Source organism: Oceanicola granulosus HTCC2516, from assembly GCF_000153305.1.
GTDB lineage: Bacteria > Pseudomonadota > Alphaproteobacteria > Rhodobacterales > Rhodobacteraceae > Oceanicola > Oceanicola granulosus.
Genome location: NZ_CH724108.1, coordinates 278,440 through 291,967 on the forward strand (window position 1 = coordinate 278,440; position 13,528 = coordinate 291,967).

Genomic DNA, 13,528 nt, shown 5'->3' on the forward strand with positions numbered 1-13,528 from the left:
CAGGACAGCATGGTCAGCGCGCGGCCGAGGCCGGGCTCGTGTCTCACCAGCGCGGCGTGGAACTTGCCGCGGTTGTAGTAGGTGGTGAGGCCGGCGGCCTGCTGGTAGGTCTCGGCGGCGAAGTCGAGCTCGGTCTCGGCGGCGTAGGTGAAGTGCTCCTGGCGGCGCGCGACCAGCGCCTGCTCGAAGAAGCTGCCGAGGCTCTCGCGGCCCGTCAGCACCAGGGCGCCGTCTTCGAGCCGGAAGATCCGGTCCGTCTCGGGCGTGCGCGGCCACTGGAAGTCGAGCGACAGCGGGCCGGTGAAGTCGTAGTCGACCGCCGCGTCGGGCACCGGGGTGGCGTCGGTCGGGGCCGGCACCTGTTCGCGGGCGACGCCGCCTCGTCTCACCCCTGCAACGCCCGCACCCGGACTTCCTCGTCCTGCCGGGCCCGCATCGCCTGCGCGGCGGCGTGGGCACCGGCGGCGGTGGTGAAGTAGGGGATCTTGTCCGCCAGCGTCACCGCCCGCATGGAGCGGCTGTCCTCGACCGCCGCGGCGCCCTCTGTGGTGTTGATGACGAGGTCGACGTGCCCGTCCTTGATCCGGTCGAGGATCGTCAGGCCGCCCTCGTAGGCCTTGCTCACCACCTCGGCCTCGAGCCCGTGCCCGGCGAGCCACTTCGCCGTGCCGCGGGTGGCGAGGATGGCGAAGCCGAGCTCGGCGAGCATCGCCGCGGCCTCGCGCATGGTCTCGGCCTTGTCGGCGTCGCGGATCGAGATGAACACCGCGCCGCGCTCGGGCAGCACCGTGCCGGCACCGAGCTGCGCCTTGAGGAACGCCCGGGCGAAGTTGCGCGCCCAGCCCATCACCTCGCCGGTCGAGCGCATCTCGGGCCCGAGCAGGGTGTCGACCCCGGGGAAGCGGTTGAACGGCAGCACCGCCTCCTTGACCGAGAACCACGGCGTGATCGGGTCGGCGAGGGTGAACGGATTGCCCAGCGGCAGCACCGTCATCGGGTCTTCGGCGGGCGGGTAGGGCTCGCGCAGCGGGAAGTTGTCGAGCGGCTCGCCGGCCATCAGCCGCGCCGCGATCGAGGCGATGGCGCTGTCGGTGGCCTTGGCGACGAAGGGCACGGTGCGGCTGGCGCGCGGGTTCACCTCGATCAGGAACACCTCGTTCTCGCCGGCCTCGTTGGCCTTGACCGCGAACTGCACGTTCATCAGCCCGACCACGCCGAGCCGCAGCGCCAGCGCCTCGGTCTGCCGCTTGAGCTCCTCGACCACGTCGGCGGCGAGCGTGTGGGGCGGCAGGCAGCAGGCGCTGTCGCCGCTGTGCACGCCGGCCTCCTCGATGTGCTGCATGATCCCGGCGACGTGCACCCGCGTGCCGTCGCTGAGGCAGTCGACGTCGACCTCGGTGGCGCCGGCGAGGTAGCTGTCGAGCAGCACCGGGCTCTTGCCCGAGACCACCACCGCCTCGCGGATGTAGCGCTCGAGCCCGGCCATGTCGCGCACGATCTCCATCGCGCGCCCGCCCAGCACGTAGGAGGGGCGGATCACCAGCGGGAAGCCGATCTCGTCGGCGATGGCGAGGGCCTCGGCGTCGGAATGGGCGATGCCGTTCCTCGGCTGCTTGAGCCCGAGGTCGTTGACCAGCGCCTGGAAGCGCTCGCGGTCCTCGGCGAGGTCGATGGCGTCGGGCGTGGTGCCCAGGATCGGGATGCCTTCCTCCTCGAGCGCGTTGGCGAGCTTGAGCGGGGTCTGACCGCCGAACTGCACGATCACCCCGTGCAGCGTCCCGTTCTCCTGCTCGACGCGCAGGATCTCCATGACGTGCTCGAAGGTCAGCGGCTCGAAGTAGAGCCGGTCGGAGGTGTCGTAGTCGGTGGAGACGGTCTCCGGGTTGCAGTTGACCATGATCGTCTCGTAGCCCGCGTCGGTCAGCGCGAAACAGGCGTGACAGCAGCAATAGTCGAACTCGATCCCCTGGCCGATCCGGTTCGGGCCGCCGCCGAGGATCACCACCTTCTTGCGCTCGCTGGGCCGGGCCTCGTCCTCGACCTCGCCCATCACCGGGTGCTCGTAGGTGGAGTACATGTAGGGCGTCTGCGCCTCGAACTCGGCGGCGCAGGTGTCGATCCGCTTGAACACCGCGGTGACGCCGAGCCGGGCGCGGGCGCGGCGCACCTGGCCCTCGTCGCGGCCCGTCAGGGTGCCGAGGCGGGCGTCGGTGAAGCCCATCATCTTGAGCCGGCGCAGGCCTTCCTCGGTCACGGGCAGGCCGTCGGCGCGGACCCGCCCCTCGGTGTCGACGATCTCGCGGATGCGGGCGAGGAACCACGGGTCGAACATGGTGACCGCGTGGATATCGTCGTTCGTCAGCCCGTGCCGCATGGCCTGCGCGATCACCCGGATGCGGTCGGGCGTCTGCTTGGCCAGCGCCTTGGTGATCGCCGCCTTGTCGGGGGCGCCGGGGATGTCGATCTCGTCGAAGCCGGTGAGCCCGGTCTCCATCGAGGCCAGCGCCTTCTGCATCGATTCGTGGAAGGAGCGGCCGATGGCCATCGCCTCGCCGACCGACTTCATCGCGGTGGTCAGCTCGGGCTCGGCGCCGGGGAACTTCTCGAAGGCGAAGCGCGGGATCTTGGTGACGACGTAGTCGATGGAGGGCTCGAAGCTCGCCGGGGTGACGCCGGTGATGTCGTTGTCGAGCTCGTCGAGGGTGTAGCCCACGGCCAGTTTCGCGGCGATCTTGGCGATCGGGAAGCCGGTGGCCTTGGAGGCGAGCGCCGAGGAGCGGGAGACGCGCGGGTTCATCTCGATCACGACCATGCGGCCGTCCTCGGGGTTGATCGCCCATTGCACGTTGGAGCCGCCGGTCTCGACGCCGATCTCGCGCAGCACGGCGATCGAGCCGTTGCGCATCTCCTGGTATTCCTTGTCGGTCAGCGTCAGTGCCGGGGCGACGGTGATGGAATCGCCAGTATGCACGCCCATCGGGTCGACGTTCTCGATGGCGCAGACGATGATCGCGTTGTCCGCCTTGTCGCGGACCACCTCCATCTCGAATTCCTTCCAGCCGAGCAGGCTCTCGTCGACGAGGATCTGGCCGACCGGCGAGGCGTCCATGCCCGAGCGGCAGTAATGCTCGTACTCGGCGCGGTTGTAGGCGACGCCGCCGCCGGTGCCGCCCAGCGTGAAGGCGGGGCGGATGATCGCCGGCAGGCCGATCTCCTCGAGCGCCTCGAGCGCGAGGCGGACGCCCTCCTTGAGGTCGCGCTTGCCGCTCTCGAGCCTGGGGGCGGTGACGATGGTGGCCTTGGGGTTCTCGATGCCGATCCGATCCATCGCCTCGCGGAACAGCTTGCGGTCCTCGGCCATCTCGATGGCCTCGCGGCGGGCGCCGATCATCTCGACGCCGAACTTCTCGAGCACGCCCATGTCGGCGAGCGCCAGCGAGGTGTTGAGCCCGGTCTGTCCGCCCATGGTGGGCAGCAGCGCGTCGGGGCGTTCCTTCTCGATGATCTTGGCGACGACGTCGGGGGTGATCGGCTCGATGTAGGTGGCGTCGGCGAGGCCCGGGTCGGTCATGATCGTCGCCGGGTTCGAGTTGACGAGGATGACGCGGTAGCCTTCCTCGCGCAGGGCCTTGCAGGCTTGGGCGCCGGAATAGTCGAACTCGCAGGCCTGGCCGATGACGATGGGCCCCGCGCCGATAATCATGATGGACTGAATATCGGTTCTCTTCGGCATGTCGCACCCCTCGTCAACGCCCGGACCGTTGCCTCGGCACGGGCAAATTGATGCGCCTTATAGGCAGCGCCGCCCCGGGTGCAACCCCGCCCGCCGCCGCGCCGCGACGCCGGGTCAGGCGGGGTGTGCCTGCGTGGGTGCGGGGCCGGTGCGGGTGGGCGCACGATGCATGGCGGCGAGGCAGAGGCCGGCGAAGGCGAGCATCGTCAGCGTGCCCGCGACGGCGGGCAGGTTCGGGATGGCCGGCACGTTTTCGAAGAGGCGCAGGGCGTGGAGCGAGACCGGCTGGACGAGGGCGATCACCGCGATGAGGCCGCCGCGCAGCCCGAGCCGCACGAGGAGGTGGGGCAGGAAGGCGAGCGCGGCGAGGTAGTGATAGCCCCAGGCGAGTGGCGACAGCAGCGTCAGCAGCACCAGCGCGACGGGCCAGGCGAGCATGTCGACCCCGCTGCCGCGCGCCTGCGCCCGCATCCAGAGCGCGAGGCCGGCGAGTGTGGCGAGGAGCGCGGCGCTCGAGGCGAAGGCCCAGGCGTCGGGCTTGGCGTGCACGTGCCAGCCGAGGGCGCCGTCGCCGGAGATGCGGGTGAGGGCGTCGCCGAAGAAGGTATGCGCCAGGATCGGGTCGAGGCCGTAGGTGAACAGCGTGCTCAGCACCGTACGGCGGATCGTGTCGATCTCGGCGAGGAAGGCGGCGTGCAGCGGCCAGCCGGCGAGGCCGATGGAGAGCAGCCCGAGCGCACCGCCCGCGACGACGAACGCCGCCGCCTCGCGCCGTCGCCCGGTGGCCAGCCAGAGCAGGCACAGCAGGGCCGGGGTGAGCTTGATCGCCGCCGCCAGCGCCAGCGCCGCCCCGGCGGTGAGCGGCTTGCCGGCGCGGGCGCGCTCGATGGCGGCGACGACCAGGAAGCTGACGAGGATCTGCGGCTGGTTCTGCTCGAGCGCCACTGCGCCGGGCAGCGAGCTCAGCAGCGCCGCGCAGCCCACGAGCGTCAGCAACGGCAGCGGCAGCGCGCGCGGTGCGGTGCGCGCGGCGAGCGCCACCATCCCGGCCATCAGCAGCGGGTTGACGAGGTTGGCGGCGAGCTTGGCCGCCGCGAACGGCACGTGCGGGGCGATCCACGAGGCCACGACAGCCCAGAGCGGCGGGTAGACGTACGGGTAGGCCGCGCCCTCGTGGCCGATGCCCGCGAGGTAGGCCTCGGCCCCGGCGGAGGGGCGCATGGTGAAGAGCGGCGCGTCGCCCGCATAGACCTGCGCCGTCTGGCCGGCGGCGTAGAGTTCGCCGGCGATCCAGGTGGCGTGCAGGTCGGGCGAGGGATCGGCAGCGAACATCGCGAAGGACGCCGCCGCGAACGCCGCGAAGATCAGGCCCATCACGAGCGCCGTGCGCATCCTGTCGTAAATCACCGCGAACCGCCCCCATCTGCCTCGCTGCCGGCAACGATGCCGCCGAAAGCGGGCGCGGATGGGGCGGCAATCAGTCGGCGTAGAGGTAATCGCGGGTGATCGGCACGGCGGTCTTGTCGTGGCTCAGCTGGAACTGGAAATTGCCCAGCCGCTCGGCGATGAAGCTGACCTCGGAGGCGGTCAGGTAGTAGCGCCACATCCGGCAGAAGCGCTCGTCGTAGAGATCGCGGGCCTTGTCGACGTTGGCCATGAAGCGGTCGTGCCAGTGCCGCAGCGTGTGGGCGTAGTGCATCCGCCAGACCTCGACGTCGGTGATGGTCAGGTCGGCGAACTCGATCGCCCGCGTCGCCTCGGACATGGACGGCAGGTAGCCGCCGGGGAAGATGTACTTGCGGATCCACGGTGAGGTGGAGCGCGGCGGCGAGGACGAGCCGATCGTGTGGATCAGCGCGACGCCCTTCGGCGAGAGCAACTCGGCGACCTTGGCGAAGTACTCGCGGAAATGCGTCGCGCCGACATGCTCGAACATGCCCACCGAGACGATCCGCTCGAACGGTCCCTCGACCTCGCGGTAATCCTGCAGGCGGATGTCGATGCGGTCCGACAGCTGCGCCTGCGCCACCCGCTCGCGCGCGATGCGGTGCTGCTCCTCCGACAGCGTCACCCCCACCACCCGCGCGCCGAAGTCGCGCGCCAGCGTGAGCGCCATGCCACCCCAGCCGCAGCCGATGTCGAGCACCCGGTCGCCGGGCTCGATCAGCAGCTTGCGCGCGATGTGGCGCTTCTTGGCCTCCTGCGCCGCCTCGAGGCTCATGTCGGGCTCGGGGAAGTAGGCGCAGGAATACTGGCGGTCCTCGTCGAGGAAGAGATCGTAGAGCGCGCCGGAGAGATCGTAGTGGTGCTGCACGTTGCGCTTCGAGCCGGCGCGCCAATTGTGCGACAGCCAGCGCTGCACCGGGGTGAGCGCGCGGCCGGTGGCGCGCATGATGCCCGGGTCGTGGCCGCGACGGCGGTTGGTCAGCGCCAGCAGCAGCAGGCCGCGCAGGTCGTCGTCGTCGAGCGTCAGCTGCTCGTTCATGTAGGCCTCGCCGAGGGCCATGTCCGGGGTCAGCAGCAGGCGGCGGGGCAGGGTCTCGTCGCGGATGGTGACGCGCACGGGGTCGGCCCCGGGCTCGCCATAGCGGCGGCGGGTGCCGTCGGGATAGGTCACTTCCAGCGCGCCGATCCGGAAGAGGCGCGCGAGGGCCTGGTCGAGTGCTTTGTTCCACATGGGCCGATTTAGTCGTGCTTAAACTCGTACTTACTGTAAGTGTGCCGCAGCGGGCGTCCAGCCCCCTGATGCCGAAGGCGGTTGACTAACCTGCCGCGACTTGGTCAACCGGCGCGAAACCCGCACCGGAGCCTTCGACCATGCACGCCTTCCGCACCCACACCTGCGCCGACCTCACCCGCGACGACGTGGGCGAGACCGTTCGCCTCTCGGGCTGGGTGCACCGGGTCCGGGATCACGGCGGCGTCCTGTTCATCGACCTGCGCGACCATTACGGCATCACGCAGGTGCTCTGCGATCCGGACTCGCCCGTCTTCGCCGAGGTGGAGAAGGTGCGCTCCGAATGGTGCGTGCGCATCGACGGCGTGGTCAAGGCGCGCGCCGCCGAACTGGTGAACCCGAAGATCCCCACCGGCGAGATCGAGGTCTACATCCGCGACATCGAGGTGCTGGGCGCCTCGAAGGAGCTGCCGCTGATCGTGTTCGGAGATCAGGAATATCCCGAGGAGACGCGGCTGCGCTACCGCTACCTCGACCTGCGCCGCGAGGCGATGCAGAAGAACATGACCTTGCGCTCCGACGTCGTCGCCGCAATGCGCCGGCGGATGTGGGACAAGGGCTTCCGCGAGTACCAGACGCCGATCATCACCGCCTCCTCTCCCGAGGGCGCGCGCGATTTCCTCGTCCCGTCGCGCCTGCACCCGGGCAAGTTCTACGCGCTGCCGCAGGCGCCGCAGCAGTTCAAGCAGCTGCTGATGGTGTCGGGCTTCGACAAGTACTTCCAGATCGCGCCGTGCTTCCGTGACGAGGATCCGCGCGCCGACCGCTCGCCGACCGACTTCTACCAGCTCGACATGGAGATGAGCTTCGTCGAGCAGCAGGACGTGTTCGACACGATCCAGCCGGTGATGACGGGCGTGTTCGAGGAGTTCGGCGGCGGCCGCAAGGTCGACGAGGTCTGGCCGCAAATCTCCTACAAGGACAGCGCGCTGTGGTACGGCACCGACAAGCCCGACCTGCGCAACCCGATCAAGATGGAGGTGGTCTCCGAGCACTTCGCCGGCTCCGGCTTCGCCATCTTCGCGAAGCTGCTCGAGCAGGATGGCACCGAGATCCGCGCCATTCCCGCGCCGGGCGGCGGCAGCCGGAAGTTCTGCGACCGCATGAACGCCTTCGCTCAGAAGGAAGGGCTGCCGGGGATGGGCTACATCTTCTGGCGCGACGGCGAGAACGGCGTCGAGGCGGCGGGCCCGCTCGCCAAGAACATCGGCCCCGAGCGCACCGAGGCGATCCGCACCCAGCTCGGCCTCGGCAAGGGCGACGCCGCCTTCTTCCTGGGCGGCAAGCCGTCGAGCTTCGAGCGTGTCGCCGGCCTCGCGCGCAACGTGATCGGCGAGGAGCTGAACCTGACCGACAAGGAACGCTTCGCCTTTGCCTGGATCGTCGACTTCCCGATGTACGAACGGGACGAGGAGACCGGCGCGGTCGACTTCAGCCACAACCCGTTCTCGATGCCCCAGGGCGGGCGCGGCGCGCTCGACGGCGACCCGCTCGAGGTGCTCGGCTACCAGTACGACCTCGCCTGCAACGGCTACGAGCTGATCTCGGGCGCGATCCGGAACCACAAGCCGGAGATCATGTTCAAGGCCTTCGAACTCGCCGGCTACGGCGAGGACGAGGTGCGCAAGCGCTTCGGCGGCATGGTCAACGCCTTCCAGTACGGCGCGCCGCCGCACGGGGGCTGCGCCGTCGGGATCGACCGGGTGGTGATGTTGCTCGCCGACGAGACCAACATCCGCGAGGTCATCCTCTTCCCGATGAACCAGCGCGCCGAAGACCTGATGATGGACGCGCCCTCCGAGCCGACCAACGAGCAGCTCCGCGAGCTGCGCCTGCGGGTGCTGCCGCCGGAAGAGTGAGCCGGCCCGCGTGACGGACAGAGAAACGCCCGGCGGATCGTCTCCGCCGGGCGTTTCTCTTTTCCAAGGTGAGCCGGGTCAGTCGCTCTCGAGTTGGTTGAGCACCTCGTTGAGCCGCCGCGCGAGCGGGTCTTCCTCGCCGCCGCCGCCCTCGGCCTCGACGATCGCCTCGCTCTCGGGCGCAGCCTCGGCCTCGACGAGCAGCGGCTCCTCCGACGGGGGCAGCGCCGGTCCGAGCTCCTCGCCGACCTCGACGGGCGGCAGGATGTCCTTCTCGTAGAGGTAGACCTTCGTGTCGAGCGGCACGCGGTCGTAGAGCTCGATGATCTGGCGGTCGACGAGACGGGCGCAGCCGTTGGAGACGTCCTGCTTGATCGTCTCGGGCTTGTCGGTGCCGTGGATGCGCAGATACGTGTCGCCGCGCTCCGGCTGGAACAGGTAGAGCGCGCGCGCGCCGAGCGGATTGCCGGGGCCGCCGGGCATGCCGTCGGCATATTGCTGGTACTTCTCCGGCTCGCGCTCGATCATGCCGGGCGTCGGCGTCCAGGACGGCCATTCCTTCTTGGCCCCGACGTTGAAGATGCCGCTCTCGTAGAGCGAGTCGCGGCCGACGCCGACGAAGTAGCGGATCGCCTCGCCGGGGGCGGTGGTCCAGTAGAGGGTGTAGGTGTCGGGCACGACGTGGATCTCGCCGACGGGCAGGTCGGTCAGCATCCGCACCCGCATCGGCGCGAGCTCCGGCGGCAGCGTCGCCAGGTCGCCCGAATCGAATTCGTGGGCGCGCAGGGCGGCGGGCAGGGCGGCGAAGGCGCTTGCGGCGGCGAGGAATTGACGTCTGCTCGGCATGTTACTCTGTCTCTCTCCTGGTGGCGGCGGGGGCGCCAAGCGCATCCCGAGGGCAGGAACGCCCGGTAACGCGCACGGGTTTCGCACGACGTTGCACCCCGCGGCCAGATATGGGCACCTGTTCGTGAACAGGAGTGTCCGCGTCAATGCCCCGTCCGTCCGCTTTCCCGCGCCCCTGGGCCGGATCCCGCTCATGAGCCGGCTCGTCGGCTGGCATCCGCCGCCGCTCCCGGCGCGCGTCGCCCTGGTCGGGCGCTACACCACGCTCGAGCCGCTCGCGGATGCGCACGCGCCCGAGCCGCACGCGGCGCTGGCCGAGGACGACGCTGTCTGGCGCTACCTGCCGACCGGACCGCACAGCCCCGAGAGCTACGCGGGATGGGTCGAGGCGGCGCGGCTGACGTGGGATCCGCTGCATTACGCGGTCAGGATGCGCGACGGGCGGCTCGGCGGGACCCTGAGCCTGATGCGGATCGACCCGCGCGCGGGCAGCATCGAGACCGGCTGGCTCACCTTCGCGCCCCGCCTGCAGCGCACGATCGAGGCGACGGAGGCCGTCTACCTGCTGATGCGCTGGGCCTTCGAGGCCGGCTACCGGCGCTTCGAGTGGAAGTGCAACGCCGCCAACGCCGCCAGCCGCGCCGCCGCCGGGCGGTTCGGGCTGTCCTACGAGGGCATCTTCCGGCAGGCGACGGTGGTGAAGGGCGAGAACCGCGACACCGCCTGGTTCGCCGCCATCGACGCCGAGTGGCCGGCGCTGCGCGACGCCTTCGACCGCTGGCTCGCCCCGGACAACTTCGACGCCGACGGCCGCCAGCGAACCTCCCTGCGCAGCCTCACCGCGCCGCTCCTCGCGGCGCGCGATCCGGGCTGATGTTCGAGCCGCTGCGCCAGGCGGGCTTCGATGTGCTCGCCCGCAACCACGCCGAGGCGATCCTCGCCCACGACTTCCCGCGCGAGACGGCGGAGCTGGTGGAGGAACTGCTCGGCTTCGAGATCGAGCTGGCCGAGATCGTCGGGCGGGGCGGCGGCGAGAGCGGCCAGACCCGGCGGCTGCGGCACAGCCTGTCGGACCGCAACTGGCGCAAGCACAGCTTCTCGGTGCAGGTAATCGTCGACGGGCGTCAGCAGGAGGGGATCAGCCACGAGGTCGACCACGTCCGCTTCGGCGCGGCCGGCACGCTGGCGCTGGAGATCGAGTGGAACAACAAGGACCCGTTCTTCGACCGCGACCTCGAGAACTTCCAGCGCCTGCACGCGCTCTCGGCGATCTCCGTCGGCATCATCGTCACCCGCGGCGCGTCGATGCAGGAGGCGCTGCTCGGGCGCATCTCGGGCTGGCTGGCGGGGCAGGGGCTGGCGGCGGAGGCGGATGTCGACCGGCTCGGCCTCGCCAGCCGCACCGGCGCGCAGCGCCGCGCGGTGGCGGCGCAGGTGGCGCGCGGGGTGCCGTTCGCCGAGGCGTTCTCGAAGAAGTTCGTCGCCGACAAGTTCGGCCCGGCCACGACGCACTGGAGCAAGCTGGAGGACCGGGTGCGGCGCGGAGTCGGCAACCCGTGCCCGCTGCTGCTGATCGGCCTGCCGGACGCGATCCTGCGGGGCTAGGGGCGGCGGGCGGCGGTGCCTGCGGGGACGGCGGGAGCGAGGGGGCGCTGCCCCCTCGCGCTCCCCCGGCATATTTCCGGCCAGGTGAAGGGGGCGGGGGGGCGATCGGGCCCGGCCGGCCTACTCCGCGGCGAGGGAGGAGTTGTAGGCGTAGGTCTTCCAGTCGGGCTTGTAGTCGGCGTCGGCCTGGTTGCCCCAGACCGTCCAGCCCTCGCGCACGCCGCGCCCGAACAACTCGAGATAGGGCCCCCACGAGCAATCCTCGATCAGCTTGTACTGCTCGTCGGGCTTGCGCGAATGCTCGCGCTTGCGGGTCTGGAGCATGTTCACCTGCCGCCGCCCCGGCGCGAGGGTTCGCGCGTTCTTGCCGCGGGTGCCGAACAGCAGCAGCTCGGTCACGTTGCGGAAGTAGAAGCCGACGCCGCGCCCGTCGCTGCCGCCGTCCTTGCGCACCTTGTGCCAGACGATGTTGGACTTGTACTCGAAGCCCCAGGCCGCGAGCACCCGCAGCCCGTCGGGGAGCAGCGCGTTGGGCACCCACATGTAGCAGTGGGCCCGATCCTCGAGATGGTCGGCGACGGGCAGGGCGCAGATGTCGTCCAGCGTCATCGTCGGGTAGCGCGACAGGCGGCGGTGCTCGGGCGCGACCTTGCCGGTCCGGTTGGCGAAGCGCCACGGCGGATCGGCCAGCACGGTGGCGAACCGGTCGTCGCCGAGGAATCGCGTCAGATCTTGGGAAGCGTCGCCTGTCATAGCCAACATATAGAAGAACCCGGTCCCGAAAGTCATGCCATCATTTGGCGAACATTTCGTGAACCTACGCGGCAGGCGCGGCGCGTGGCAAGGCGAAAGGTGGCGGCGTAGGCCGGGCTGTCGCCCGGCCTGCGGGAGTCGACACGGGCCTCAGGCGGCGATCAGGCCCATGCTCTCGAGCTTGAGGATCACCTGGTGGGCGCAATTGTCCACGTCGGTGCCCTCGGTCTCGACGCGCAGCTCCGGGGTCTCGGGCACGTCGTAGGGGTCGGAGATGCCGGTGAACTCCTTGATCTTGCCCTCGCGGGCGAGCTTGTAGAGCCCCTTGCGGTCACGGCGCTCGCATTCCTCGATCGAGGTCGCCACGTGCACCTCGATGAACGCGCCGAACTGCTCGATGTCCTCGCGCACCGCGCGGCGGGTAGTGGCGTAGGGGGCGATGGGCGCGCAGATGGCGATGCCGCCGTTCTTGGTGATCTCGCTGGCGACGTAGCCGATGCGGCGGATGTTGAGGTCGCGGTGCTCCTTGGAGAAGCCGAGCTCGGAGGACAGGTTCTTCCTCACGATGTCGCCGTCGAGAAGCGTCACCGGGCGACCGCCCATCTCCATCAGCTTGACCATCAGCGCGTTGGCGATGGTCGACTTGCCCGAGCCCGAGAAGCCGGTGAAGAACACCGTGAAGCCCTGCTTGGCCCGCGGCGGCCGGGTCTTGCGCAGCTCGCTGACCACTTCGGGAAAGGAGAACCACTCCGGGATCTCGAGCCCCTCGGCCAGGCGCCGGCGCAGCTCGGTGCCGGAGATGTTGAGGATGGTGACGTCGTCCTTGTCGGCGATCTCGTCGGCGGGCTCGTACTGGGCGCGCTCCTGGACGTAGACCATGTGCTTGAAGTCGACCATCTCGATGCCGATCTCGGCCTGGTGCTCGCGGAAGAGCTCCTGCGCGTCGTAGGGGCCGTAGAAATCCTCGCCGGCGGAGTTCTTGCCCGGGCCGGCGTGGTCGCGGCCGACGATCATGTGGGTGCAGCCGTGGTTGCGGCGGATGATCCCGTGCCAGACGGCCTCACGCGGGCCCGCCATGCGCATGGCGAGGTTGAGCAGGCTCATCGAGGTGGTCGAGGACGGGTACTTGTCGAGCACCGCCTCGTAGCAGCGCACGCGGGTGAAGTGATCGACGTCGCCGGGCTTGGTCATGCCGACGACCGGATGGATCAGCAGGTTGGCCTGCGCTTCCTTGGCGGCGCGGAAGGTCAGCTCCTGGTGGGCGCGGTGCAGCGGGTTGCGCGTCTGGAACGCCACGACCCGGCGCCAGCCCATCTTGCGGAAGAAGGCGCGCAGCTCGTTCGGCGTGTCGCGGCGGGCGCGGAAATCGTAGTGCACCGGCTGCTGGATGCCGGTGACGGGGCCACCGAGGTAGATCTTGCCGGCCTGGTTGTGAAGGTAGTTCACCGCCGGGTGGGCGCTGTCGTCGGCGCCGAAGACCTTCTCAGCCTCGCGCGCCTTGTCGGGCGCCCAGCGGTCGGTGACGGTCATCGTGGCGAGGATCACGCCTTCCTGGTCGCGCAGGGCGATGTCCTGGCCGATCTCGAGGCTGTCGGCGAACTTCTCGGACACGTCCAGGGTGATCGGGATCGGCCAGAGCGTGCCGTCGGCGAGGCGCATGTTCTCGACGACGCCGTCGTAATCCTCTTGCGACAGGAAGCCCTTCAGCGGGTTGAAGCCGCCGTTCATCAGCAGCTCCAGGTCGCAGATCTGGCGCGGCGTGAGGTCGAACGACGTCAGCTGCGCGGCCTCGCCCTTCATCTTCTGGGCCGATTCGTAGGAGACGTAGAGCTCGGGGATCGGGGCGAGGTTGGCGAGGGACGAGGACATGGGCGCGGACAACTCTGGCTGGGACGGGTGAGATCGCGCGCCTCCTAGACCCTGAGTCGGGGCGGGATCAAGCGGCCCCACGGTGAATTCCCCTGCGGCATTGCAGATAGTCCACGGGTGCATGGC

10 protein-coding genes are annotated in these 13,528 nt (G+C 69.8%); 3 read left to right on the top strand and 7 right to left on the bottom strand.

Going from position 1 to position 13,528, the window contains the following annotated elements:
- From OG2516_RS13720 to OG2516_RS13735, 4 genes are all read right to left on the bottom strand, one after another.
- Positions 1-389, bottom strand: a 389-nt coding sequence (locus tag OG2516_RS13720; RefSeq protein WP_483466377.1) for a beta-xylosidase family glycoside hydrolase, incomplete at its 3' end; no start/stop codon positions are given.
- Positions 386-3,733, bottom strand: a complete 3,348-nt coding sequence (gene carB, locus OG2516_RS13725) for a carbamoyl-phosphate synthase large subunit (RefSeq protein WP_040615868.1) — start codon at positions 3,731-3,733, stop codon at positions 386-388. The genes OG2516_RS13720 and carB, both read right to left, overlap by 4 nt.
- Before the next feature lie 114 nt (positions 3,734-3,847).
- Complete coding sequence (locus OG2516_RS13730) at positions 3,848-5,140, bottom strand: glycosyltransferase family 87 protein (protein ID WP_217598184.1); 1,293 nt, start codon at positions 5,138-5,140, stop codon at positions 3,848-3,850.
- Between the two features lie 70 nt (positions 5,141-5,210).
- Entirely contained in the window at positions 5,211-6,410 is a 1,200-nt protein-coding gene (locus OG2516_RS13735) for an SAM-dependent methyltransferase (RefSeq protein ID WP_007256306.1), read from the bottom strand.
- 140 nt (positions 6,411-6,550) lie between these two features.
- Here OG2516_RS13735 and aspS point away from each other — a divergent pair, with 140 nt between their 5' ends.
- Positions 6,551-8,329, top strand: a complete 1,779-nt coding sequence (aspS, locus tag OG2516_RS13740) for an aspartate--tRNA ligase (RefSeq protein ID WP_007256307.1) — start codon at positions 6,551-6,553, stop codon at positions 8,327-8,329.
- Positions 8,330-8,407: 78 nt separating this feature from the next.
- Here the strand turns inward: aspS and OG2516_RS21000 are convergent, their stop codons facing one another.
- On the bottom strand, positions 8,408-9,175 hold the full coding sequence (locus OG2516_RS21000; protein WP_007256308.1) for a L,D-transpeptidase: 768 nt from the start codon (positions 9,173-9,175) through the stop codon (positions 8,408-8,410).
- Between the two features lie 193 nt (positions 9,176-9,368).
- On the opposite strand from OG2516_RS21000, the gene OG2516_RS13750 reads away from it, so the two are divergent.
- Both OG2516_RS13750 and OG2516_RS13755 read left to right on the top strand, forming a co-directional pair.
- Positions 9,369-10,049 carry a GNAT family N-acetyltransferase gene (locus OG2516_RS13750; RefSeq protein ID WP_007256309.1) on the top strand — a complete coding sequence of 227 codons (681 nt, stop codon included), beginning with the start codon at positions 9,369-9,371 and terminating at the stop codon, positions 10,047-10,049.
- Positions 10,049-10,780, top strand: coding sequence for a BglII/BstYI family type II restriction endonuclease (locus tag OG2516_RS13755; RefSeq protein ID WP_007256310.1), 732 nt, complete (start codon positions 10,049-10,051; stop codon positions 10,778-10,780). Before OG2516_RS13750 ends, OG2516_RS13755 begins: the two co-directional genes overlap by 1 nt.
- Before the next feature lie 120 nt (positions 10,781-10,900).
- Here OG2516_RS13755 and OG2516_RS13760 read toward each other — a convergent pair whose 3' ends face one another.
- Both OG2516_RS13760 and OG2516_RS13765 read right to left on the bottom strand, forming a co-directional pair.
- Positions 10,901-11,533: an MT-A70 family methyltransferase gene (locus tag OG2516_RS13760; RefSeq protein WP_007256311.1), complete on the bottom strand. Its 633-nt coding sequence runs from the start codon at positions 11,531-11,533 to the stop codon at positions 10,901-10,903.
- Between the two features lie 150 nt (positions 11,534-11,683).
- Complete coding sequence (locus tag OG2516_RS13765; RefSeq protein WP_007256312.1) at positions 11,684-13,402, bottom strand: bifunctional sulfate adenylyltransferase/adenylylsulfate kinase; 1,719 nt, start codon at positions 13,400-13,402, stop codon at positions 11,684-11,686.
- Positions 13,403-13,528 lie beyond the last annotated feature (126 nt).

What these genes read in the sequence shown, in the direction of transcription:
- carB (WP_040615868.1), bottom strand. Translation starts at nt 3,733, where the DNA reads ATGCCGAAGAGAACCGATATTCAGTCCATCATGATTATCGGCGCGGGG.
- OG2516_RS13735 (WP_007256306.1), bottom strand. Translation starts at nt 6,410, where the DNA reads ATGTGGAACAAAGCACTCGACCAGGCCCTCGCGCGCCTCTTCCGGATC.
- aspS (WP_007256307.1), top strand. Translation starts at nt 6,551, where the DNA reads ATGCACGCCTTCCGCACCCACACCTGCGCCGACCTCACCCGCGACGAC.
- OG2516_RS21000 (WP_007256308.1), bottom strand. Translation starts at nt 9,175, where the DNA reads ATGCCGAGCAGACGTCAATTCCTCGCCGCCGCAAGCGCCTTCGCCGCC.
- OG2516_RS13750 (WP_007256309.1), top strand. Translation starts at nt 9,369, where the DNA reads ATGAGCCGGCTCGTCGGCTGGCATCCGCCGCCGCTCCCGGCGCGCGTC.
- OG2516_RS13755 (WP_007256310.1), top strand. Translation starts at nt 10,049, where the DNA reads ATGTTCGAGCCGCTGCGCCAGGCGGGCTTCGATGTGCTCGCCCGCAAC.
- OG2516_RS13760 (WP_007256311.1), bottom strand. Translation starts at nt 11,533, where the DNA reads ATGACAGGCGACGCTTCCCAAGATCTGACGCGATTCCTCGGCGACGAC.
- OG2516_RS13765 (WP_007256312.1), bottom strand. Translation starts at nt 13,402, where the DNA reads ATGTCCTCGTCCCTCGCCAACCTCGCCCCGATCCCCGAGCTCTACGTC.